This is a genomic window from Solimonas flava DSM 18980, assembly GCF_000426685.1.
Taxonomy (GTDB): Bacteria; Pseudomonadota; Gammaproteobacteria; order Nevskiales; family Nevskiaceae; genus Solimonas; species Solimonas flava.
Genome location: NZ_AUFV01000003.1, coordinates 149,874 through 172,645, shown reverse-complemented (window position 1 = coordinate 172,645; position 22,772 = coordinate 149,874). Strand labels below are relative to the sequence as shown.

Genomic DNA, 22,772 nt, shown 5'->3' with positions numbered 1-22,772 from the left:
TCGTCGCGGCCCCTCACGGCGCGGCGCGGGATCGGCAGCAGGCGCAGTCGCTGGAGGTGCGCAGATGGCGGGACAGCAGGGCTCACCGAACCAACCGCCGGAGTGGTGGACGCGCTGGCGGCCGCTGCGCTGGCTGATCGCGCTCGCCGTGCTCGGCTTCGCCGTGCTGGGCCTGCGCTGGTGGTGGCCGCAGCCGGCGCCGCCCCCGCTGCCGGGGTCCGTGCCGGCCACATCGCCGGTGCCGGCGGCGCTTTCGCCGGACGATCTGGTGGTCGAGGAGGAGGCGATCACCGCCGCCGACGTGCGGGCTGCCTATACCGCGGTCGTGCCGGAGGCGCGCCGGGTGCGCTTCTTCGCGCCGTTCCGCAGCTATCAGGGCACCGACGAGGTTCATCGCCTGCTCGAGGACGCCGGCTATCACCCGCAGCTGACGTCGCGTCACGCCAAGGTGCCGGAAGGTCTGCCGCCGAGCGACCTCGACATCATCGAGGTCTACGACTACCAGCATCTCGGCCAGCCCGGCAAGCTGGAACTGCAGTTCTTCAACGATCGTCTGTATCAGGCCGAATTCGAGCCCAAGGATGCCGACGCCTACCGGCCGCTGTTCCGTGCGCAGTGGCCGCAGCTCGGACACGAGAAGGGCGGGCGCTCCGAATACGTCGCCGGCCCGCTGCGCATCGCCAGCAGTCTCGATCTGTCGACCAGCTCGGTCGGCCAGGCACTGCGCACGCGGCCGTTCGTGCTGTTCCAGGATTCGCGGCTGATCCGCCAGCGCGACGATTGGGATTTCCAGTTCGCCAAGCAGGCCGTGCCCTGAGCGGTGGATGCCGGCGGGAACGAAAACGGGCGCCAGTGGCGCCCGTTTTGCTTGATGCGGCGGAGAAACGCCGCGCCATCGAACGGCGTCGGCTCAGTGGTGATGGCCGCCGGCGCCGTGCACGTGGCCGTGCGTCATTTCCTCGGCGGTCGCGTCGCGGACTTCCGTGACCTCGACGTCGAAGTTGAGGTTTTCGCCGGCCAGCGGGTGATTGCCGTCGACCGTCACCATGTCGCCCGCGACGCGCGTGACGGTCACGCGCATCGGGCCGTTTGCGCCCTGAGCGTGGAAGCTCATGCCCGGCTGGATGTCGGTCACGCCCTGGAACGCGCGGCGCGGCACCTGCTGCACCAGCGCGTCGCTGCGCTCGCCGTAGCCTTCGGCCGGCGTCACCTTGACGTTCAGCTTGTCGCCGGCCTTCTTGCCGGCGAGCGCCTTCTCGAGACCCGGAATGATGTTGCCGGCACCGTGCAGATAGGCGAGCGGTTCGCTGCCCTGCGAGCTGTCGAGCACTTCGCCCTTGTCGTTGGTAAGCGTGTAGTGAATATAGGCGACGCGCTGGTCTGCGATTTCCATGAGTCGGTCACGGCTGCGATTGAACGGACGGGCATGGTAACAGATAGGGTCCGGACGCCCGCCGCGGCGGGCGCCGCCGCGCGGACGGGGAGCGCCCGTCGGCGCGCCGTCGGCCTTGCCGATGCGATGCGTTCTGATCGAAGATCGGCAACTGGGGAACGCGCATCGTGCGCCGCTTGAGGCGGTGCGCCGCTGCAGGGGATGCAGTCGCCGGAGCCGGACGCCGACACAGGCCAGGCCCGGAGCGCCAAGGACCGCAGAGTCCGTCACATGGAATGTGAACTCGGGGGGTTGGGATGGCTACATATGCGCATCGCGGCGACATCGCCGCGGGGATGTCCGTCATGCTGATGCTCAGCATCCTGCTGAGCTGGCTGCCGGGATTCGGAACGCTGATCGCCGGCGTCATCGGCGGCAAGGTCACGAGCGGGGTCGGAGCGGCCCTGCTGGCGGCGCTGCTGCCGGGCCTGCTGGTCGGCGTGTTGCTGTTCTTCCTCGCCACGCTGCTGGCCGGCTTGCCGCTGATCGGCATCGTCGCCGGCATGGGCGCGCTGACGCTGGTCGTCATGCAGGTCGGCGCGCTGCTGCTCGGGGCTCTGATCGGCGGCTTGCTGGCCTGAGTCCGGGCCCTCGGCCGCGCCCGACGGCCGCCGGAAACTTTCCGCTCACTTGCGCTGCGGAACTGGAAATACGCTTTCCAGTTGCCGTCGGCCGCGGCTGCGCACGGCTCTCGGAAGGGGCCAGAGATTTACTTATAAGTAGTTGAAATAAATTTAAATAATTAAAAGCTTCCAGGCCTGTCAGGAAGCGGTACGCATCTTGCCCCCAAGCGCTGTCAGGAGATGGCCGGCGCTCGCGCGTTCCGCTGCAGTGATCAGTCGGCTGCCACCCGCACCACAAATACGGATAAGGGGTTGGTCGTGGAAACGTTCTACGAAGTCATGCGGCGCCAGGGCATCACGCGGCGCAGCTTCCTCAAGTTTTGTTCGCTGACGGCAACCTCGCTGGGCTTGGGGCCGGCCTTCGTGCCGCAGATCGCCCATGCGATGGAGACCAAGCCGCGCACGCCGGTGCTGTGGCTGCACGGCCTCGAATGCACCTGCTGCTCGGAGTCGTTCATCCGTTCTGCGCATCCGCTGGCCAAGGATGCGGTGCTGTCGATGATCTCGCTCGACTACGACGACACGCTGATGGCCGCCGCCGGCCATCAGGCCGAGGCGATCCTCGACGAGGTGATGACCAAGTACAAGGGCAACTACATCCTCGCCGTCGAGGGCAATCCGCCGCTCAATCAGGACGGCATGAGCTGCATCATCGGCGGCCGGCCGTTCGTCGAGCAGCTCAAGCACGTCGCCACCGACGCCAAGGCCATCATCTCCTGGGGCAGCTGCGCGAGCTGGGGCTGCGTGCAGGCGGCGCGTCCGAATCCGACGCGGGCGACGCCGGTGCATGAGGTCATCCACGACAAGCCGATCATCAAGGTGCCGGGCTGTCCGCCGATCGCCGAGGTGATGACCGGCGTCATCACCTACATGCTGACCTTCGACCGCATTCCCGAGCTGGACCGCCAGGGCCGGCCGAAGATGTTCTACAGCCAGCGCATCCACGACAAGTGCTATCGCCGGCCGCACTTCGACGCCGGCCAGTTCGTCGAGCACTTCGACGACGAGTACGCGCGCCGCGGCTATTGCCTCTACAAGGTCGGCTGCAAGGGCCCGACGACGTACAACGCCTGCTCGACGACGCGCTGGAACGAGGGCACCAGCTTCCCGATCCAGTCCGGCCACGGCTGCATCGGCTGTTCCGAGGACGGCTTCTGGGACAAGGGTTCGTTCTACGACCGCCTGACCAACATTCACCAGTTCGGCGTCGAGGCCAATGCCGACACGGTCGGCGCGACCGCCGCCGGCGTCGTCGGTGCCGCCGTCGTTGCGCATGCGGCGGCCTCCGCGCTCAAGCGCGCGGCCGACCGCCGCGACGAGCGTTCGCACCAATCGACCTGAGCCCGCGCGGCCGCGCTGACCGCGGTCGCCATCGCACAACGGAATCGCCATGAGCTACGAAACCCAGGGCTTCAAACTCGACAACAGCGGCCGGCGCATCGTCGTCGACCCGGTGACCCGCATCGAAGGCCACATGCGCTGCGAGGTCAACGTCGACGAGCACAACGTCATCCGCAACGCGGTTTCCACCGGCACGATGTGGCGCGGCCTCGAGGTCATCCTCAAGGGCCGCGATCCGCGCGACGCCTGGGCCTTCGTCGAGCGCATCTGCGGCGTCTGCACCGGCTGCCACGCGCTGACCAGCGTGCGCGCCGTCGAGGACGCGCTCGGCATCCGCATTCCGAAGAACGCGCACCTGATCCGCGAGATCATGGCCAAGACCCTGCAGGTGCACGATCACGCGGTGCACTTCTACCACCTGCACGCGCTCGACTGGGTCGACGTGGTCTCGGCGCTGAAGGCCGATCCGAAGAAGACCAGCGAGCTGCAGCAGCTGGTGTCGCCGAGCCATCCGCTGTCCTCGCCCGGCTACTTCCGCGACATCCAGAACCGTCTGAAGAAATTCGTCGAATCCGGTCAGCTCGGGCCGTTCATGAACGGCTACTGGGGCAGCAAGGCCTACGTGCTACCGCCGGAAGCCAATCTGATGGCGGTCACGCATTACCTCGAGGCGCTCGACCTGCAGAAGGAGTGGGTGAAGATCCACACCATCTTCGGCGGCAAGAATCCGCATCCGAACTATCTGGTCGGCGGCGTGCCCTGCGCGATCAACCTCGACGGCGATCTCGCCGCCGGCGCGCCGGTCAACATGGAGCGCCTGAACTTCGTCAAGGCGCGCATCGACGAGATCATTGAGTTCAACAAGAACGTCTACATCCCGGACGTGCTGGCGATCGGCACGCTGTACAAGCAGGCCGGCTGGCTGTACGGCGGCGGCCTGTCGGCGACCAACGTCATCGACTACGGCGAGTACCCGAAGCTCAACTACGACAAGAGCACCGACCAGCTGCCGGGCGGCGCGATCCTGAACGGCAACTGGAACGAGATCCATCCGGTCGATCCGCGCGATCCCGAGCAGGTGCAGGAATTCGTCGCGCACTCCTGGTACCAGTACGCCGACGAGACGCGCGGCCTGCATCCCTGGGACGGCGTGACCGAACCGCACTACGAGCTCGGCCCGAAGACCGCCGGTACGCGGACGAAGATCGAGCAGATCGACGAATCGGCGAAGTATTCATGGATCAAGTCGCCGCGCTGGCGCGGTCACGCGATGGAGGTCGGCCCGCTGGCGCGCTACATCCTCGCCTACGCGCATGCCAGCCAGGGCAACACGTACGCGCAGCGCCCGAAGGAGCAGATCGAGAGCTCGGCTGAGGCGATCAACCACGCGATCCCGAAGGCGCTCGGCCTGCCGGAGACCGACTACACGCTGCAGCAGCTGCTGCCGACGACGATCGGCCGCACGCTGGCGCGCGCGCTCGAAGGCCAGTACTGCGGCGAGATGATGCTCGCCGACTGGCACGAGCTGATCGACAACATCAAGGCCGGCGATCGCGCCACCGCCAACGTCGAGAAATGGGACCCGGCGACCTGGCCGAAGGAGGCCAAGGGCGTCGGCACCGTCGCCGCGCCGCGCGGCGCGCTCGGCCACTGGATCCGCATCAAGGACGGCCGTATCGAGAACTACCAGTGCGTGGTGCCGACGACCTGGAACGGCGGCCCGCGCGACGTCAAAGGCCAGATCGGCGCCTTCGAGGCGAGCCTGATGAACACGCCGATGGTCGATCCGGAGCAACCGGTCGAGATCCTGCGCACGCTGCATTCCTTCGATCCCTGCCTCGCCTGCTCGACGCACGTGATGGGGCCGCAGGGTGAGGAGCTGACGCAGGTGCGCGTGCGCTGAACGCCGTCGAGGAGAAAACACCATGAAACCGATCAAGATCGCCCACCTCGCCGCCGCCGCGCTCGGCCTCATCGCGCTGCCCGCGCTCGCCCATCCCGGGCACGAGCTTTCCGGCTGGGGCGCTGGCCTGCTGCATCCGCTGTCCGGCATCGACCATCTGCTGGCGATGCTGGCTGTCGGCCTGTGGTCGGCGCTGGCGCTGCCGGCTGCGCGCGCCGCGTTCGGGCCGCTGGCCTTCATCGGCGGCCTGCTCGCCGGCGCCGTGCTCGCGACGCAGGGTCTGGCGCTGCCGATGGTCGAGCCGGGCATTGCGCTGAGCGTGATCGCGCTCGGCCTGCTGCTCGCCACTGCAGCGCGCGCGCCGGCCGGCGCCGGGCTCGCGGTGATCGCCGTCTGCGGCGTGCTGCACGGCTATGCGCACGGTGCCGAGGCACCGCTCGCCGCCGGCTTCTCCCGCTATGTCGCCGGCTTCGTGCTGATGTCGGCGCTGCTGCACGCGGCCGGCTGGGGCCTCGCCGCCGGCCTGCGCGGCGGGCAGCAGGTCCTGCGCCGTGTCGCCGCCGCCGTGCTCAGCGCCAGCGGCCTCGCGCTGCTGTTCGGCTAAGTGCCACCGTCCCCGACGAGGAGAACGCCATGACGCCCGCCTCCACCGTTGCTGCCGACGCCACCGGCGTCGACGAAGCCGCCGTCAGCCATGCGCCGGCGGTCCGCTCCGTCTACGTCTACGAAGCGCCGGTGCGCATCTGGCACTGGATCAACGCACTGGCGATCGTCGTGCTGTGCGTGACCGGCTATTTCATCGGCTCGCCCCTGCCGACGATGCCGGGCGAGGCCAGCGCGCACTTCCTGATGGGCTACATCCGCTTTGCGCACTTCGCATCCGGCTACGTGCTCGCGGTCGGCCTGATCGGGCGCCTCTACTGGGCCTTCGTCGGCAACCATCACGCGCGCGAGCTGTTCACGCTGCCGGTGTTCTCGGCCGCGTACTGGCGCGAGGTGCTGAGCATGCTCAAGTGGTACGGCTTCATCTCGAAGCGGCCGAACCGCTACGTCGGCCACAACCCGCTGGCGCGCGCGGCGATGTTCTCGATGTACTTCCTCGGCACCCTGTTCATGATCGTCACCGGATTCGCGATGTACGGCGAGGGCGCGCAGGCCGGTTCGTGGGCGAACCGCCTGTTCGGCTGGGTGATTCCGCTGTTCGGGCAGTCGCAGGACGTGCACACTTGGCACCACCTCGGCATGTGGGCGATGGTCTGTTTCATCATCCTGCACGTCTACGCGGCGATTCGCGAAGACATCATGGGCCGCCAGAGCATCGTCAGCACGATGATCTCGGGCTACCGCACCTTCAAGGACTGAGCGCGGCGATGCGCGTCGCGCGTCCGCCTGCGCCGCCGCTGCGCACGCCGCCGGGCGTGCCGCTGCGCGCGCGTCTGCATCCGGGCCGCTTCCTCGACAAGTACTACCTGGCGCCGCTGCGGCTCACGCAGAGCGAGGCGGCGCGCCGCCTCGGCATCTCGCGGCGCCGCCTGCACGAGATCGTGCAGGGCCGGCGCGGCGTCTCGGCCGATACCGCGATCCGCTTCGCGCTAGCGTTCGGCAGCAGCGCCGTGTTCTGGCTCGCGCTGCAGGCCGAGCACGACAGCTATCTCGCCTGGCGCACGCGGCCGTCGGCCGCCGCGCCGTCCCCCGCCGCCCGCTGAAGTCCCACGGAGTTTTCGCGATGGATGCCTGCACCCCCCAGCCGCCCTGCCACCGTTCCGGTGACAACGCCGTGATCGTTCTCGGCATCGGCAATCTGCTGTGGGCCGACGAGGGCTTCGGCGTGCGCTGCGTCGAGCGCCTGCAGCGCGACTGGGAGCTGCCCGGCGTCGCGCTGGTCGACGGCGGCACGCAGGGCCTTTATCTGATCCAGCACGTGCAGGCCGCCGAACGCCTGCTGATCTTCGACGCGGTCGATTACGGACTCGCTCCCGGCACGCTGCACGAGGTGCGCGACGACGAGGTGCCGCAATACCTCGGCGCGAAGAAGATGAGCCTGCACCAGACCGGCTTCGCCGACGTGCTGGCGCTGGCGCGCCTGACCGGCCGCTATCCGCGTTCGGTGGTGCTGATCGGCTGCCAGCCCGAAGAGCTGGAGGATTACGGCGGCAGCCTGCGCGCGAGCGTGCGCGCCGTGCTGCCGCAGGCGGTCGCCCGCGGGCTCGACATCCTGCGCGGCTGGGGCGTGGCGGCCGCGCCGCGCACGCGGGCGCTGGACAGCGCCGAGGCGGTGACGCTGCCGCATCTGGCGATCGAGCGCTACGAGGCCGAACGGCCGTCGGCCGACGATGCCTGCCGCGTCGGCGACGCGCGCTTCTTCCCGGAGCGCTCCTGATGTGCGTCGGCCTGCCGATGCAGGTGCGTGCCGCCGACGCCGCCTGGGCCGAGGTCGAAGGCCGCGGCGAGTGGCGGCGCGTGCGCACGGCGCTGGTCGGCGCGGTCGCCGCCGGCGACTGGCTGCTCGTGCATCTGGACTCCGCGGTCGAGCGCCTGACGGCGGCGCGCGCCGCCGAGATCGACGCCGCGCTCGACCTGCTGCAGGCGGCGCTCGGCGGCGCGCTGCCGTCCGGCGACGCCGGTTTCGAACTGCCTTCGGCGCAGAGCGCCGCCGCGCTGGCCCGGCTGACCGGCCAGTCCCCTGCGTCCGGTGACGAACGATGAATGCCGAACCGATTCCGCTGTCCGCGCTGCCGCGCCCGACGGTGCCGCCGCTGATCGAGCGCCTGCTCGAACATCCGGCCGCGCAGCCGGTGTCCGAAGCCGGCCTCGACGACTTTCTCGCGCAGCCCGGCGAAGCGGTGCTGTTCCTGTGGGCGCAGCCGGCGCGCTATCCGGAGGTGCTCGACGTCGCCGTCGTGCTGCCCGAGCTGGTCGCGCAGTTCGCGCGCGAGGGCACGGCGCTGCGCATCGGCGTCGTCGATGAGGCGTCCGAACGCGCGCTCGGCCTGCGCTACGGCATGACGCGGCGGCCGGCGCTGATCTTCCTGCGCGACGGCGCCTACGTCGCCACCCTGCACGGCATGCAGGACTGGCAGGTCTACGTCGAGCGTATTCGCGAGATTCTCGCCAGCGCGCCGTCGCGACCGCCGTCGCCCGGCATCGCCGTCGGCGGGCCGTCCGGCGCCTGCCACTGATCGCTACCCGCACCGAGTCCGCCATGGCCGACATCAAGCCCGCCAGCAAACCGTTCCCGATTCCGATCCGCGTGATCGGCCCAGGCAGTCAGGTCGAGGACGACACGCTCGACTACATGGTCATGCCGCGCGGCATGAGTACCTGGCAGGCGCCGTCGCTGCCGGAGCCGGAGGCGGTCGCCGCGCTCGGCGACGCGCGCGTCTGCCTGCACCGCGTCGCCGCCGCGCTCGGCGCCGTGCTCGACGATGCGCGGCACCGCACCCTGCTGGTGCCGGTCGCCGGCCTCGATGCCGCCAACCGCGCGCTGCTGCATCAGGTGCTCGGCGAGGGCGAGGTCGCCGTGCGCATCGATGCCGACGGCCGCGCGCTGCGCGTGCAGGAGTCGGTGTACGCCGGCGTCTGGCGCGTGCTCGGCGACGGCGTCGACGCGATCGAAGTCGGCCTCGCGCCGAACGTGCTGCTCGACACGGCGCCGGCCGCGGCCGCGGCGGTCGAGGCGCTGGCGGCGCCGGACGCCGCGCTGCCGGCCGAGGTCATGAACGCGCCGGCGATCCTCGCCGAACTCGCCGAACATCTGCGTCGCTGGACGCCGGGGCGCGCCGCGCAGGTCATCAATCTCACGCTGCTGCCGCTGTCGCCGGGCGATCTCGACTATCTCGGCGAGCGCCTCGGCAGCGGCGGCACGACGATCCTTTCGCGCGGCTACGGCAACTGCCGCGTCACGCGCACCGCGCTGGCGCCGTGCTGGCAGGTCGTCTACTACAACTCGCAGGATCAGGTGATCCTCAACACGCTCGAAGTCGGCGGCGTGCCGGACGTGGTCTGCGCCGCGGTCGAGGACCTGCACGATTCGCGCGAGCGGCTGGTCGAGGCGCTGCACTGGCTGGAGGGTGCGGCGTGAGCGCCGCCCCGCGCTTCGAGGGCAGCTATCTCGGCGACCGTGCGCGCCTGCCGGACGACGCGCGCCTCGAATGCAAGATCTGCTGGTGGATCTACGACCCGGCCGAGGGCGATCCGGTTTGGCAGATCGCGCCGGGCACGCCGTTCGCGCAGCTGCCCGCGTACTGGCGCTGCCCGCGCTGCGACGGCGACGCCGAGCAGTTCATGGTGCTCGACGATGACCGTGCCTGAGCACGCCGCGCCGCACGCGCCGGCGCAGCTGTGCGCCGCGTTCGAGGCGATCGGCCGCGAACGCATGGCCGGGCTCGGCCTCGCGCATCCGGCGCTCGCCGTCGAGGCGGTCGGTTTCGCGCGCGCCGCCGGTCCGGCCGAAGGCGAGAGCGGCTGGTTCGGCGTGCTGCTGACGCCGTGGTGCATGAATCTGGTCTGGTGGCCGGATCGCGCCGACGCCGTCGCCGCGCCCGGTGCGACGCGCACGCACGTCTATGCCGGCGAGCGCTACCGCTTCATCGGCGCGCACGAGGCGGCGCTCGGCGCGTTCGAGACCTGCTCGCTGTTCTCGCCGATGGACGAATTCCGCACCCAGGCCGAAGCGCGCGCGCTGGCGCTGGCCGTGCTCGCGCAGCTGCGGCGCGCGTCCGAGGCGCCGGCGCAGCCGTCGCGGCGCGCGCTGCTGACCGGTCTGCGCGCGATCGGGCCGGGGCCGACATGAGCGCGGTATCGATCGCCGAAGGCTCGCTGGTGCTGCGCCCCGGCCGGGTGCGCGACGCGATCGGCGCGCGCCCGGCGTTCGACCTGCAGGGCCTGCTGGCCGGGCGCGCGGCCGACGCGGCCGGCCAGCTGCTGCCGGCGCTGTTCTCACTGTGCGGCGGCGCGCACCGGCTCGCCGCGCAGCTCGCGCTCGCTGCGGCGCGCGGCACGACCGCGGAGGCGGCGCCGGCGCTGCGCCACGCGCTCGACCGCCAGACGCTCGCCGAACATCTGCGCCGGCTGTGGATCGACTGGCCGCGCCGGCTCGGTGCCGGCCCCGGCGACGCCGCGTCGCTGGCCGCGCTCGCCGCGTCGCCGGCGCTGCGCGCCGACGGCGACGCCGCCGCGATCCGCGCCTGGCTGGCCGCCCAGGTCTACGGCCAGCCGGGCGCCGACTGGCTCGCCGCCTGGCAGGCGCGCGACGACCGTGCGCTCGACCGCTGGCTCGCCGCCGCGGCGACGCTGCCGGCCGCGCTGCTGCGGCCGCAGGCGGCGCGCGCGCGGCGGTGGCTGCGCGACGCCGATCCGCCGCTGCCGGCGCCGACCGCCGCCGGCGCCGCGCTTGCCGCCGCCGCGGCGCCGTGCGAGACCGGCAGCTGGACGCGCGCCGGCCTGCCGCCGCCGCGCCACGCGCTCGACCGGCTGACCGCGCGTCTGGCCGAGATCGCACGGCTGGCGCCGGCGCGCGACGACGCGCCGCTGCTCGCCGCCGCCGGCGTCGCGCTCGGCGCCGGGCACGGCCTCGGCTGGTGCGAGATGGCGCGCGGCCTGCTCGTGCACGAATTGCGGCTCGACGCCAGCGGCGCGCGCATCGCCCGCTATCGCGTGCTGGCGCCGACCGAATGGAACTTTCATCCGCGCGGCGTCGCCGCCCGCGCCCTCGCCGCGCTGCCGGCGGCCGCTGCCGAAACCCCCGCGGTCTGCGCGCTGCTCGCCGCCGCCCTCGATCCCTGCGTGGAGTACCGTGTCGACACGCAGGCCCCCGTGGAGGCGGACGCGCATGCATGAAGTCAGTCTGGCCGGCGGCGTGATCCGCCTCGTCGAGGACGCGCTGGCGCGCGAGCCGCGCGTGCGCGTCAAACGCGTGGTGCTGGCGGTCGGCGCGCTGGCCGGCGTCGAAGTGCGCGCGCTGCGCTTCGCGCTCGACGCGCTGGCGCCCGGCAGTGTGCTCGCCGGCGCCGCGATCGAGATCGACGAAGTGGCCGGCCGGGCCTGGTGCCTGAACTGCGCCGCCAATGTTGCCATCCACTCGCGCCTCGACGACTGTCCGCAATGCGGCGGTCGCTGGCTGCAGCCGAACGGCGGCACCGAGCTGTCGGTGCGCGAGCTGATCGTCGAAGACCTGCCGGACGCGCCGGACGCGTCCGCCCACCAGGAGCCCGCGTCATGTGCGTCGTCTGCGGCTGTCATCAGCGTCCATTGAGCCCGGCCGGTGCGGCGACGCCGGCGGCGCTCGACGGACTGTCGTTCGTCGCCGAGGCGCCGGCGGCCGGCGTCGCCGCACCGGCCGCCGCGCCGCGCGATCTGCACTACGGGCGCAATCCGGCCGGCGTCTCGGTGCCGGGGCTCGATGCCGAGCGCGCGATCCATCTGGAAACGCGCGTGCTCGCCGCCAACGACCGCGTCGCCGCCGCCAACCGGCAAGCCTTCGCGCAGCGCGGCGTGCTGTGCCTGAATCTGGTGTCGAGCCCCGGCTCGGGCAAGACCACGCTGCTGGTCGAGACGATCCGCCGCCTGCAGGCCGACGGCCGCCTGCGCGCGGCGGTGATCGAGGGCGACCAGCAGACCACGAACGACGCCGACCGCATTCGCGCCACCGGCGCGCCGGCCGTGCAGGTCAACACCGGCAAGGGCTGCCATCTCGACGCCGAGATGGTCGCCGAAGCGTGGTGTGGGCTCGAAGGCGGCGCGCCGCAGCTGCTGTTCGTCGAGAACGTCGGCAACCTCGTCTGCCCGGCGATGTGGGATCTCGGCGAGGCGGCCAAGGTCGCGATCCTGTCGGTGACCGAAGGCGAGGACAAGCCGCTGAAGTACCCGGACATGTTCGCCGCGGCGCAGCTGATGCTGCTCAACAAGTGCGATCTGCTGCCGCATCTGCGTTTCGACGTCGCCACGGCGCTGGCCGCCGCGCGCCGCGTCAATCCGGACATCGAGATCATCGAGCTGTCGGCGTTCGGCGGCGAGGGCTTCGAGCGCTGGCTGCAGTGGCTCGCGGCGCGGCAGGCGGCGGTCTGAAGCGCGCATGACGCCGGCTCCCGCCCCGCCGCTGCGCGCCGTGCCCGAGCTGGCGCGCTGGCGCCTGCATCTCGAAGGCAGCGTGCAGGGCGTGGGTTTCCGTCCGCACTGCCTGCGCGAGGCGCGCGCGCTCGGTCTCAGCGGCTGGGTGCGCAACGGCGCCGACGGCCTGTGGCTGGAAGCGCAGGGGCCGCGTGCGCAGCTCGACGCGCTGCTGGCGCGGCTGCGCGCCGCGCCGCCGCCGCTGGCGCGCGTCGACCGTCTGAGCTGCGAGGCGCTGCCGCCGCGCGCCGACGAGACCGGCTTTCGCATCGACGACAGCGATGCGCGCGCGGCGCTGACGACCGGCCTGCCGGCCGACGCCGCGGTCTGCGCGGACTGCCTGCGCGAGCTGTTCGATCCCGCCGATCGCCGCTACCGCTATCCGTTCATCAACTGCACGCAGTGCGGGCCGCGCTACACGCTGGTCCGCGCGCTGCCGTACGACCGTCCGGCGACGAGCATGGCGGCGTTCGCGCTGTGCCCGGCCTGCCGCCGCGAGTACGACGAGCCGGCCGAGCGCCGCCATCACGCGCAGCCGAACGCCTGTCCGGTCTGCGGGCCGCGGCTGGCCTGGCACGACGCCGACGGCCTGCGCGTGGCGAGCGCCGATCCGCTCGCCGCCGCGGTCGCCGCGCTGCGCGCCGGCGCGGTCGTCGCCGTGCGCGGCGTCGGCGGCTTCCATCTGGTCTGCGACGCGCAGCGCGCCGCCGCCGTCGCGCGCCTGCGTGCCGCCAAGCGGCGGCCCGGCAAGCCGTTCGCGGTGCTGGCGCTCAATGCCGCGAGCCTGCGCCGCTGGCTGACGGTCGACGCCGGCGCCGCCGCGCTGCTCGAAAGCCCGGCGCGGCCGATCGTGCTGCTACCGCGCCGCGCCGCCGTCGCCGCCGACGCGCTCGACGCCGCGCTGGCGCCGGCGCTCGGCGAATGGGGCGCGATGCTGCCGGCGCATCCGCTGCACTGGCTGCTGCTGCACGAATGGCTCGGCCGCCCGGCCGGCGACGGCTGGCGCGACGCCGCCTGCGACGCGCTGTTCGTGGTCACCAGCGCCAACCCGGCCGGCGAGCCGCTGGTCACCGGCAACGACGAGGCTTTCGCGCAGCTGCGCGGCCTCGCCGACGCCTATCTCGTGCACGACCGCGAGATCGTCGCGCGCTGCGACGACAGCGTGCGCCGACCGCTCGGCGTCGATGCGCAGGGCCGCCTGCACGCGCCGTTCGTGCGCCGCGCGCGCGGCTACGTGCCGGACCCGATCGTGCTGCACGGCGTGCCGGCCGACGCGCCGCCGGTGCTCGCCTGCGGCGGCTGGCTGAAGAACGCGATCTGCGTGACGCGCGGCAACGAGGCGTTCCTGTCGCCGCATATCGGCGATCTCGACACGCGCGCCGCCTGCGCCGCGCTCGACGAGATGGTGACGCGCCTCACCGGCTTCCTCGGCGTGCGCCCGCGGGCGGTCGCGCACGACCGCCATCCGGATTTCTACAGCACGCGCGCCGCCGCCGCGCTCGCCGCCCGCTGGCGGGTGCCGGCGTTCGCCGTCCAGCATCACGCCGCGCATCTCGCCGCGGTGCGCGCCGAGCACGCGCTCGACGGTGCGCTCGACGGCCTGATCCTCGACGGCAGCGGCCTCGGCGACGACGGCACGATCTGGGGCGGCGAGTGGCTGCGCCTCGGCGCCGACGGCACCTGCACGCGGCGCGGTCATCTGCCGGCGCTGACGATGGCCGGCGGCGACGCCGCGGCGCGCGAGCCGTGGCGGATGGCGGCCGCGGTGCTGCACGGGCTCGGGCGCGGCGACGAGATCGCGCGCCGCTACGCCGCGCAGCCGGCGGCGCCGGCCGTCGCGCGCCTGCTCGGGCGCGGCCTGCACGGCGTGCCGAGCAGCAGCGCCGGCCGCGCGTTCGACGCCGCCGCGGCGCTGCTCGGCATCGCCGAGCGCAACGCGCACGAGGCCGACGCGGCGATGCGTCTCGAAGCCTGCGCGGCGCGTGCGCGCGCCGCCGGCGTCGTGCCGCGCCCGCTGCCGGCCGGCGCCGGCTTCGATGTCTTGTGGACGCGTCTGCTCGACACCGATCGCGACGATGCCGACGCGGTCGCGCGCGCCGCGCTCGATTTTCACGACGGCCTCGCCGCGCTGGCGCTGGCGCCGCTGCTCGCGTCGCGTCCGGCGGCCGTCGCGCTCGGCGGCGGCTGTCTCATCAACCGCCTGCTGCGCGACGCGCTGCTGGCGCGCCTGCGCGCGTCCGGCGTCGCCGCGTGCGAGGCGATGCAGGCGCCGCCCGGCGACGGCGGTCTGGCGCTCGGCCAGGCCTGGATCGCCAGCCGGCGCCTCGCCGCGTCGCCCATCGAGGAGAACTGAAGATGTGTCTTGCCCTGCCCGCCCGCATCGTCCGCCGCGACGGCGACAGTGCCGTCGTCGATCTCGGCGGCGTGCACAAGGAAATCTCGGTCGCGCTGACCCCGGACGCCGGCGTCGGCGACTACGTGATCGTCCACGTCGGCTACGCGATCGGCCAGCTCGACGCCGAGGAAGCGGCGCGCACGCTGGCGCTGTTCGCCGAAGCCGGCGCCGGCCCGCTGGAGGATGCCGCATGAAGTACATCGACGAGTTCCGCGACGGCGCGCTCGCGCAGCAGCTCGCCGCGCGCCTGGCGGCCGAGGCCGAGCCGCGGCGCGAATACCGCTTCATGGAGTTCTGCGGCGGCCACACGCACGCGATCTCGCGCTACGGCGTCGCCGATCTGCTGCCGGCCAACGTGCGCATGATCCACGGCCCCGGCTGCCCGGTCTGCGTGCTGCCGATCGGCCGCGTCGATCTGGCGATCCGCCTCGCGCTCGAACACGGCGTGACGCTGTGCACCTACGGCGACACCCTGCGCGTGCCGGCCTCGGACCAGCTGTCGCTGCTCAAGGCCAAGGCGCGCGGCGCCGACATCCGCATGGTCTACTCGGCGGCCGACGCGCTGAAGCTGGCGCAGGCGCAACCCGAGCGGCAGCTGGTGTTCCTGGCGATCGGCTTCGAGACCACGACGCCGCCGACCGCGCTGGTCGTGCGCGAGGCGGCGCGCCTCGGCCTGACCAACTTCAGCGTGCTGTGCTGCCACGTGCTGACGCCGCCGGCGATCCGCCACATTCTCGACGCCGCCGGCGACGAGGCGCAGGCGACGGCCGCGATCGACGGCTTCGTCGGCCCGGCGCACGTGTCGATCGTCATCGGCTCCGATCCGTACGCGCGCTTCGCTGCCGCCTACCGCAAGCCGGTGGTGATCGCCGGCTTCGAGCCGCTCGACGTGCTGCAGGCGATCCTGATGCTGGTGCGGCAGATCAACGACGGCCGCGCCGAGGTCGAGAACGAATTCACGCGCGCGGTGACGCCGGCCGGCAATCTGCACGCGCAGGCGCTGATGGACGAGGTCTTCGCGCTGCGCGAAAGCTTCGAGTGGCGCGGCCTCGGCGAGCTGCCGCTGAGCGCGCTGCGCCTGTCGGACCGCTATGCCGCGTTCGACGCCGAGCGCCGTTTCGCGCTGCAGTACACGCCGGTCGCCGATCACAAGCTTTGCGAATGCGGCGCGATCCTGCGCGGCATCAAGCGCCCGCAGGACTGCCGCATCTTCGGCACCGTCTGCACGCCGGAGTCGCCGGTCGGCTCGTGCATGGTGTCGAGCGAGGGCGCCTGCGCCGCGCACTACACCTACGGCCGCTTCCGCGACGCCGGCGCGCGCGCGGCATGAGCGCGGCCACCGATCCGCTGCCGGGAGAGACGACATGAGCGCTCCGGAACCCTATGTGCGGCCGCTGGACTTCAAGCGCGGCCGCGTCGATCTCAACCACGGCGCCGGCGGCCGCGCCGCCGCGCAGCTGATCCGCGAGCTGTTCGCGGCGGCGTTCGACAACGAATGGCTGCGCCAGGGCGACGACGGCGCGCGCCTGCCGCTGCCGGCCGGCGAATGCGTGATGGCGACCGACGCGCACGTGGTCACGCCGCTGTTCTTCCCGGGCGGCGACATCGGCTGCCTCGCCGTGCACGGCACCGTCAACGACGTCGCCGTGATGGGCGCGCGGCCGCTGTACCTGGCGGCGAGCTTCATTCTCGAGGAAGGCTATCCGCTCGCCGAGCTGCGCCGCATCGTCGCGTCGATGGCGCGCGCCGCGCGCGAAGCCGGCGTCGCCATCGTCACCGGCGACACCAAGGTCGTCGAGCAGGGCAAGGGCGACGGCGTGTTCATCACCACGACCGGCGTCGGCGTCATCGCGCCCGGCGCGCCGCGTCCGGCCGGCCATCGCGCGCGGCCGGGCGATCGCATCTACGTGTCCGGCTGCATCGGCGATCACGGCGTGGCGATCCTCTCGACGCGCGAATCGCTCGGCTTCGAGACCGCCGTGCAGTCCGACACCGCGGCGCTGCACGGGCTGGTCGCCGAGCTGCTCGCGGCGGTGCCGCAGACCGCGGTGCTGCGCGATCCGACGCGCGGCGGGCTGGCGACCACGCTCAACGAGATCGCCGCGCAGTCGGGCGTCGGCATGCGCCTGCGCGAGGCGGACATCCCGCTGCGTCCGCAGGTCGCCGCCGCCTGCGAGCTGCTCGGCCTCGATCCGCTGTACGTCGCCAACGAGGGCAAGCTGGTCGCGATCTGTCCGGCCGAGCACGGGGCGCGCCTGCTCGCGGCGCTGCGCGCGCATCCGCTCGGCGCCGACGCCGCCTGCATCGGCGAGGTCGTCGCCGACGAGCACGGCTTCGTCGAAATGGAAACGCGCTTCGGCGGCCGCCGCGTCGTCGACTGGCTCAGCGGCGAGCAGCTGCCGCGCATTTGCTGAAAAAGGCGGCGCGGCGGTCCGCGTTATGATGGCCGCGCTTTCGCAGATCCCAGGCAGGGCCTTCCGTCCCCACCCACGATGCGCACGACTCCCGAACAAGCCGGCGTTCTCGTCGTCGACGACGAGCGCCATTCGGTCGAAGCGATCCGGCGCACGCTGGAGGACGACTTCGTGGTCTGGACCGCGGCCTCCGCCGACGAGGCGCAGGACGTGCTGCAGACGCACGCCGACGACGGCGACGTGCAGGTCATTCTCTGCGACCAGCGCATGCCGGGCACCACCGGCCTCGAATTCCTGCGCGCGGTGCGCGAGCGCTGGCCGGACATCGTGCGCATCATCATCTCCGGCCATACCGACGCCGAGGACATCATCGCCGGCGTCAACGAGGCCGGCATCTACCAGTACGTGCTCAAGCCGTGGATGCCCGACCAGCTGCTCGAGCTGGTGCGCGACGCGGTCGAGGCGCGACGTCTGCAGAACGACGTGCGCCGCATCGATCTGGAGGTGCGCGACGGCCCGGCGGTGCTGCGCCGGCGTCTGCACGAGCGCCAGGACGCGGCGCAGGCGCGCTACGGTTTTCGCGCCATCGCACGCGGCGAGGACAGCCCGCTCGAAGCCGTGTTCGACGTCGCCGAGCGCATCGCCCGCCACGATCTCTCGGTGCTGCTGCTCGGCGAGTCCGGCACCGGCAAGGAGCTGCTGGCGCGCGCCGTCCATCAGGCCAGCCCGCGCGCGCTGCGGCCGTTCGTCAGCGAGAACTGCGCGGCGCTGCCGGATTCGCTGCTCGAATCCGAACTGTTCGGCCACAAGCGCGGCGCCTTCACCGGCGCGCTGCAGGATCATGTCGGCCTGTTCCAGCGCGCCAACGGCGGCACGCTGTTTCTCGACGAGATCGGCGACACCACGCCGAGCCTGCAGGTGAAGATGCTGCGCGTGCTGCAGGAGGGCGAGGTGCGGCCGGTCGGCGCGACGCGCGCGGTGGCGGTCGACGTGCGCGTGATCGCGGCGACGCACCGCGATCTCGAAGCCGAAGTCCGCGCCGGCCGCTTCCGCGAGGATCTCTACTACCGGCTGGCGACGGTGACGCTGTCGCTGCCGCCGCTGCGCGAGCGCCCCGGCGATCTGCAGGCGATCGTCGCGATGCTGCTCGACGAAGCCGCGAGCGAGCTGGCCAAGCCCCACGACGGCTTCAGCGAGGAGGCGATGGCCTGCCTGCTGTCGTATCCGTGGCCCGGCAACATCCGCGAGCTGCGCAACGAGGTGTTCCGCGCGCTGGCGCTGTCCGACACCCTGCGCGTCGAGGCCGACGCGCTGTCGCCGAAGGTGCGCCTCGGCCGCGCGCCGGTGACGGCCGCCGCCGCCGGCCTGCCGCGCATCACCGGCGGCGGGCCGCTGCAGCAGCGCCTCGACGCGATCGAGGCGGCGATCCTGCGCGAGACCCTGCTGCGCCACCGCTGGAACAAGTCGCGCGCCGCCGCCGAGCTGCAGCTGTCGCGCGTCGGCCTGCGCCAGAAGCTGCAGCGCCTCGGTCTGGAGGCGAAGAAATGAAGGCGCGCGTGCTGTGGCTGCAGTCCGGCGGCTGCGGCGGCTGCAGCATGTCGCTGCTCTGCGCCGACACGCCGGACCTGTACGCGACGCTGGACGACGCCGGCATCGAGCTGCTCTGGCATCCGTCGCTGTCGCTGGCCGGCGGCGAGGAACTGCTGGCCCTGCTCGGCCGCTGCCTGCGCGGCGAGCAGGCGGTCGACGTGCTCTGCGTCGAGGGCGCGCTGCTGCGCGGACCGCATGGCAGCGGCCGCTTCCACGAGCTGGCCGGCAGTGGCCGGCCGATGCTCGACTGGGTCCGCGATCTGGCCGGCGTCGCCCGCCACGTGGTCGCGGTCGGCAGCTGCGCGGCCTGGGGCGGCATCAGCGCCGGCGGGCCGAACCCGACCGACGCGGTCGGCCTGCAGTACGAGGGCGCCGAACCCGGCGGCGCGCTCGGCCGCGACTTCCGCGCGCGCGGCGGCCTGCCGGTCGTCAATGTCGCCGGCTGCCCGACGCATCCGGACTGGGTGATCGAAACCCTGGCGCTGCTGGCGCGCGACGCGCTGGACGGCGCCGCGCTCGATGCGCTGGCGCGGCCGCGCTTCTACGCCGACCAGCTGGTCCACCACGGCTGCACGCGCAACGAGTTCTACGAGTTCAAGGCCAGCGCCGAGAAGCCGTCCGACCTCGGCTGCCTGATGGAGCACATGGGCTGCAAGGGCACGCAGGCGCATGGCGACTGCAACATTCGCGCCTGGAACGGCGCCGGCTCGTGCACGCGCGGCGGCTACGCCTGCATCAGCTGCACCGAGCCCGGCTTCGAGGACCCGGGGCATCCGTTCCACATGACGCCGAAGATCGCCGGCATTCCGATCGGCCTGCCGACCGACATGCCGAAGGCCTGGTTCGTCGCGCTCGCCTCGCTGTCGAAGTCGGCGACGCCGGCGCGCGTGCGTCACAACGCGGTCGCCGATCACGCCGTGCTGCCGCCGGCGATCAAGCCGACCGTGCGCCGCGGCCGATGAGCGAGGCGGCCCGCCGCAGCCGGCGCCTGGTCGTCGGGCCGTTCAACCGCGTCGAGGGCGATCTCGAAGTGCGGCTCGACATCGCCGACGGCGCGGTGCGCAAGGCCTGGGTCAACTCGCCGATGTACCGCGGCTTCGAGCAGATCCTGCCGGGCCGCGATCCGTTCGACGCGCTGGTCTACGTGCCGCGCATCTGCGGCATCTGTTCGGTCTCGCAGTCGCTGGCCGCCGCCGACGCGCTCGCCCAGCTGTCCGGCGTGCGCATGCCGGACAACGGCCGCCACGCGCTGAACCTGATGGCCGGCGTCGAGAACGCCGCCGACCACCTCACGCATTTCTATCTGTTCTTCATGCCGGACTTCGCGCGCGAGGCCTACGCCGCGCGCGACTGGCATGCCGAGGTGCAGGCGCGCTACGCGGCCGGGGCCGGCGCGCGGGCGCGCACGGCGCTGGCCGCGCGCCAGCGCTGGTTCACGATCGTCGGCCTGCTCGGCGGCAAGTGGCCGCACACGCAGTCGGTGCAGCCCGGCGGCAGCTCGCGCGCGGTCGACGCGTCGGAACGGCTGCGTCTGCGCGCGTTGGTCCGCGAATTCCGCCGCTACCTCGAGCGCGAAACTTTCGGCGACGCGCTGGAGGCGGTGCTCGCGCTCGACACGCCGGCCGCGCTGCGGCGCTGGCAGGCCGCGGCGCCGGCCTCGGACCTGCGCCTGTTCCTCGACATCGCCGACGATCTCGACCTGCCGGCGCTCGGCCGCGGTCCGGGCCGCTATCTCTCGTACGGCGCCTACCCGCAGCCGGACGCTACGCTGCCGCTCGCCGCCGGCTTCTACGACGGCGGCCTGCAGCCGCTCGACCTCGCGCGCGTCGCCGAGGATCTGGCGTCCTCGCACTACGCCGGCGACGCGCCCTGCCATCCCTGGCTCGGCGAGACGCAGCCGCAGCTCGACAAGCCCGGGGCCTACAGCTGGAGCAAGGCGCCGCGCTACGGCGGCGCGGTGCTGGAGACCGGCGCGCTGGCGCGCGCCGTCGTCAGCGGCGATGCGCTGCTGTGCGCCGATGCCGCGGCCGCCGGCGGCAACGTGCGCAATCGCGTGCTGGCGCGGCTGCTGGAGCTGGCGCGGCTCGCGGTCTGGGCCGAGCGCTGGGTCGACGCGCTCGAACCCGGCGCGCCGTTCTTCGCGGTGTCGCGGCGCGGCCTGCAGGACGGCCGCGCGGTCGGCGCCCACGAGGCGGCGCGCGGCGCGCTCGGGCACTGGCTGGAAGTGCGCGACGGCCGCATCGCGCGCTACCAGATCGTCGCGCCGACCACCTGGAACTTCTCGCCGCGCGACGCGCGCGGCCAGCCGGGCGCGCTCGAAGCGGCGCTCGCCGGCACGCCGGTCGGCGCCGCCGAAACGACGCCGGTCGCCGTGCAGCACGTGGTGCGCTCGTTCGATCCGTGCATGGTCTGCACGGTGCACTGAGACAGGTCCGGCGAAGGTCTGCATGAGCCCCTCGTCGCCGCGCTGCGGCCGCGGCGCTGCGGAGACGCCGCCGGACGGCTTCGGCGCCTGCGGCGATTCGCCATGACGAGGGATGAACTGCTGCGGAGCTTGCCTAGGCGGCGGTGCGCGCCGCCGGCAGCGTCACGCAGAAGCGGGCGCCGGCCGGGCTGTCGACCAGCGCCAGGCGGCCGCCGAACTGCTCGACGATGCCGTAGCTGATCGACAGCCCGAGTCCGGTGCCCTTGCCGACCGGCTTGGTGGTGAAGAACGGGTCGAAGATGCGCGAGTGCAGCGCCTCCGGCACGCCGGGCCCGTTGTCGGCGAAGCAGAGCTCGATCGCGTCGCCGACGCGGCGGCCGTCGATCCGCAGCCGCGGCGTCTCGACGCCGGCCGCCGCCGTCGCGTCGCTGGCGTTCTGCACCAGATTCATGAACACCTGCAGCAGCGGGCCCGGCGCGGCCAGCGCGACGAGTCCGCTGTCGATGTCGAGCTCGACCGTGAAGCGCGCCGCCGCGCCCTTGCGCACCCAGTGCACGGCGCGTTCGACGGTCTCGCGCAGCGCCACCGGCCGCACTTCCTCGCTGCTCACCGCCGAGAAGCGCTTGAGGCCGGCGACGATCTCGGCGGTGCGCTGCGCGCCCTCGACGGTGCCGGCGATCAGGCCCGGCAGATCGTCGACCACGCGGTCGATCTTCAGGCGCGCGCGCGCCGCGTGCGCTTCCGCCGACAGCGGCTCGGCGTGCAGCACTTCGAGGTAACGGCCGACGCGTTCGGCGTAGCGGCTCAGCGCGTGCACGTTGCCGAGCACGAAGCTGATCGGATTATTGAGTTCGTGCGCGACGCCGGCGACCAGGCGGCCGAGCGAGGCCATCTTCTCGGAGTGCAGCAGCTGCTGCTGCGCGCTCTTGAGCGCGGCGTGCGCATCCTGCAACTGCTGGTAGGCGCGCCGCAGCTCGCCGACCGGGCGCCCGACCAGCACGTGGCCGGCGACCGCACCGCCGGCGTCCTGACGCGGCGCGACGTGAATCTCGACCGGCACCGCGCCGCCCTGCGCGTCGTGCATCTCGACGTCCAGGGTTTCGGTGCTGCGGCCTTCGCGCGCGGTCTGCGCGATGCAGCGGCGCAGGCGCTCGACATCGGTTTCGCGCAGCAGCGCGCAGAACGGCGTGCCGAGCAGCTCCGTCGCGCTGCGGCCGACCAGTTCGGCGAGCGCCGGATTGAGCTGCTGGATGCAGCCGTCGTCGCCGCAGGCGGCGACGAAGTCGGACATCGACGCCAGCACGCTGGAGATGAAGCGGTTGGACTGTTCGAGCTCGTCGTTCTTGCGTTCGAGCGCGACTTCGTCCTCGACCAGGCGCGAATAGACCTCGTCCATGCGCTGGATGACGTCGAGCCAGACTGCCTCGTCGACGCCTTCGAGCGGCAGCGCGCCCGCCGGTGCCGGGCGCTGCTGCTTGCCTTCGTCTTCTCGGGAATCGGCCATCGGCGCGCGTGCCTCGCGATCGTCCGCGCATTGTAGAG

At 72.6% G+C, this 22,772-nt stretch carries 24 protein-coding genes and 1 pseudogene; 23 read left to right on the top strand and 2 right to left on the bottom strand.

The window, feature by feature from the left end:
- Positions 1 to 64 precede the first annotated feature (64 nt).
- Positions 65 to 817, top strand: a complete 753-nt coding sequence (locus K343_RS0105875) for a hypothetical protein (protein WP_028007260.1) — start codon at positions 65 to 67, stop codon at positions 815 to 817.
- A gap of 93 nt (positions 818 to 910) precedes the next feature.
- Here K343_RS0105875 and K343_RS0105870 read toward each other — a convergent pair whose 3' ends face one another.
- A complete protein-coding gene (locus tag K343_RS0105870; RefSeq protein WP_028007259.1) occupies positions 911 to 1,393 on the bottom strand; it encodes an FKBP-type peptidyl-prolyl cis-trans isomerase in 483 nt (160 codons plus the stop codon).
- A gap of 344 nt (positions 1,394 to 1,737) precedes the next feature.
- Here K343_RS0105870 and K343_RS0105865 point away from each other — a divergent pair, with 344 nt between their 5' ends.
- From K343_RS0105865 to K343_RS0105760, 22 genes and pseudogenes are all read left to right on the top strand, one after another.
- On the top strand, positions 1,738 to 2,013 hold the full coding sequence (locus K343_RS0105865; RefSeq protein WP_211226174.1) for a hypothetical protein: 276 nt from the start codon (positions 1,738 to 1,740) through the stop codon (positions 2,011 to 2,013).
- 300 nt (positions 2,014 to 2,313) lie between these two features.
- Positions 2,314 to 3,396 (top strand): hydrogenase small subunit, encoded by a 1,083-nt coding sequence (locus K343_RS0105860; protein ID WP_028007257.1) that lies wholly within the window; start codon positions 2,314 to 2,316, stop codon positions 3,394 to 3,396.
- Positions 3,397 to 3,445: 49 nt separating this feature from the next.
- Positions 3,446 to 5,299, top strand: a complete 1,854-nt coding sequence (locus tag K343_RS0105855) for a nickel-dependent hydrogenase large subunit (protein ID WP_028007256.1) — start codon at positions 3,446 to 3,448, stop codon at positions 5,297 to 5,299.
- A 22-nt stretch (positions 5,300 to 5,321) separates the two neighbouring features.
- A complete protein-coding gene (locus tag K343_RS0105850; protein ID WP_028007255.1) occupies positions 5,322 to 5,903 on the top strand; it encodes a HupE/UreJ family protein in 582 nt (193 codons plus the stop codon).
- A 29-nt stretch (positions 5,904 to 5,932) separates the two neighbouring features.
- On the top strand, positions 5,933 to 6,661 hold the full coding sequence (gene cybH, locus K343_RS0105845) for a Ni/Fe-hydrogenase, b-type cytochrome subunit (RefSeq protein WP_028007254.1): 729 nt from the start codon (positions 5,933 to 5,935) through the stop codon (positions 6,659 to 6,661).
- An 8-nt stretch (positions 6,662 to 6,669) separates the two neighbouring features.
- Entirely contained in the window at positions 6,670 to 7,005 is a 336-nt protein-coding gene (locus K343_RS23280; protein ID WP_028007253.1) for a HigA family addiction module antitoxin, read from the top strand.
- Positions 7,006 to 7,025: 20 nt separating this feature from the next.
- The gene (locus K343_RS0105835; protein WP_028007252.1) at positions 7,026 to 7,679 is read left to right on the top strand and encodes a HyaD/HybD family hydrogenase maturation endopeptidase; all 654 of its coding nucleotides are present in this window, start codon (positions 7,026 to 7,028) and stop codon (positions 7,677 to 7,679) included.
- Positions 7,679 to 8,005, top strand: coding sequence for a HypC/HybG/HupF family hydrogenase formation chaperone (locus tag K343_RS0105830; protein ID WP_028007251.1), 327 nt, complete (start codon positions 7,679 to 7,681; stop codon positions 8,003 to 8,005). The genes K343_RS0105835 and K343_RS0105830 overlap by 1 nt, the downstream gene beginning before the upstream one ends.
- On the top strand, positions 8,002 to 8,478 hold the full coding sequence (locus K343_RS0105825; protein ID WP_028007250.1) for a thioredoxin domain-containing protein: 477 nt from the start codon (positions 8,002 to 8,004) through the stop codon (positions 8,476 to 8,478). The genes K343_RS0105830 and K343_RS0105825 overlap by 4 nt, the downstream gene beginning before the upstream one ends.
- Before the next feature lie 23 nt (positions 8,479 to 8,501).
- The gene (locus K343_RS0105820) at positions 8,502 to 9,380 is read left to right on the top strand and encodes a hydrogenase expression/formation protein (RefSeq protein WP_043112200.1); all 879 of its coding nucleotides are present in this window, start codon (positions 8,502 to 8,504) and stop codon (positions 9,378 to 9,380) included.
- Positions 9,377 to 9,610: a rubredoxin gene (locus K343_RS0105815; protein WP_028007248.1), complete on the top strand. Its 234-nt coding sequence runs from the start codon at positions 9,377 to 9,379 to the stop codon at positions 9,608 to 9,610. The genes K343_RS0105820 and K343_RS0105815 overlap by 4 nt, the downstream gene beginning before the upstream one ends.
- Positions 9,597 to 10,091, top strand: a complete 495-nt coding sequence (gene hybE, locus K343_RS0105810) for a [NiFe]-hydrogenase assembly chaperone HybE (RefSeq protein WP_028007247.1) — start codon at positions 9,597 to 9,599, stop codon at positions 10,089 to 10,091. The genes K343_RS0105815 and hybE overlap by 14 nt, the downstream gene beginning before the upstream one ends.
- Positions 10,088 to 11,137 carry a hypothetical protein gene (locus K343_RS0105805; protein ID WP_028007246.1) on the top strand — a complete coding sequence of 350 codons (1,050 nt, stop codon included), beginning with the start codon at positions 10,088 to 10,090 and terminating at the stop codon, positions 11,135 to 11,137. The genes hybE and K343_RS0105805 overlap by 4 nt, the downstream gene beginning before the upstream one ends.
- Positions 11,130 to 11,471, top strand: a pseudogene (locus K343_RS0105800) (hydrogenase maturation nickel metallochaperone HypA/HybF); the annotation flags it as partial. The gene K343_RS0105805 and the pseudogene K343_RS0105800, both read left to right, overlap by 8 nt.
- A 44-nt stretch (positions 11,472 to 11,515) precedes the next feature.
- Positions 11,516 to 12,364, top strand: coding sequence for a hydrogenase nickel incorporation protein HypB (gene hypB, locus K343_RS0105795; RefSeq protein ID WP_028007244.1), 849 nt, complete (start codon positions 11,516 to 11,518; stop codon positions 12,362 to 12,364).
- Between the two features lie 7 nt (positions 12,365 to 12,371).
- Positions 12,372 to 14,759 carry a carbamoyltransferase HypF gene (gene hypF, locus K343_RS0105790; protein WP_051277991.1) on the top strand — a complete coding sequence of 796 codons (2,388 nt, stop codon included), beginning with the start codon at positions 12,372 to 12,374 and terminating at the stop codon, positions 14,757 to 14,759.
- 2 nt (positions 14,760 to 14,761) lie between these two features.
- Positions 14,762 to 14,995 (top strand): HypC/HybG/HupF family hydrogenase formation chaperone, encoded by a 234-nt coding sequence (locus K343_RS0105785; protein ID WP_020647943.1) that lies wholly within the window; start codon positions 14,762 to 14,764, stop codon positions 14,993 to 14,995.
- The gene (gene hypD, locus K343_RS0105780; RefSeq protein ID WP_028007242.1) at positions 14,992 to 16,131 is read left to right on the top strand and encodes a hydrogenase formation protein HypD; all 1,140 of its coding nucleotides are present in this window, start codon (positions 14,992 to 14,994) and stop codon (positions 16,129 to 16,131) included. Before K343_RS0105785 ends, hypD begins: the two co-directional genes overlap by 4 nt.
- Positions 16,132 to 16,165: 34 nt before the next feature.
- Positions 16,166 to 17,215, top strand: coding sequence for a hydrogenase expression/formation protein HypE (gene hypE / locus K343_RS0105775; RefSeq protein WP_028007241.1), 1,050 nt, complete (start codon positions 16,166 to 16,168; stop codon positions 17,213 to 17,215).
- A gap of 78 nt (positions 17,216 to 17,293) precedes the next feature.
- Positions 17,294 to 18,763 (top strand): sigma-54-dependent transcriptional regulator, encoded by a 1,470-nt coding sequence (locus K343_RS0105770; protein WP_028007240.1) that lies wholly within the window; start codon positions 17,294 to 17,296, stop codon positions 18,761 to 18,763.
- Positions 18,760 to 19,767, top strand: a complete 1,008-nt coding sequence (locus K343_RS0105765; protein WP_028007239.1) for an NADH-quinone oxidoreductase subunit B family protein — start codon at positions 18,760 to 18,762, stop codon at positions 19,765 to 19,767. Before K343_RS0105770 ends, K343_RS0105765 begins: the two co-directional genes overlap by 4 nt.
- Positions 19,764 to 21,230, top strand: coding sequence for a nickel-dependent hydrogenase large subunit (locus K343_RS0105760; RefSeq protein ID WP_020647948.1), 1,467 nt, complete (start codon positions 19,764 to 19,766; stop codon positions 21,228 to 21,230). The genes K343_RS0105765 and K343_RS0105760 overlap by 4 nt, the downstream gene beginning before the upstream one ends.
- Positions 21,231 to 21,363: 133 nt before the next feature.
- Here the strand turns inward: K343_RS0105760 and K343_RS0105755 are convergent, their stop codons facing one another.
- Positions 21,364 to 22,734 carry a sensor histidine kinase gene (locus tag K343_RS0105755; protein WP_028007238.1) on the bottom strand — a complete coding sequence of 457 codons (1,371 nt, stop codon included), beginning with the start codon at positions 22,732 to 22,734 and terminating at the stop codon, positions 21,364 to 21,366.
- Positions 22,735 to 22,772 lie beyond the last annotated feature (38 nt).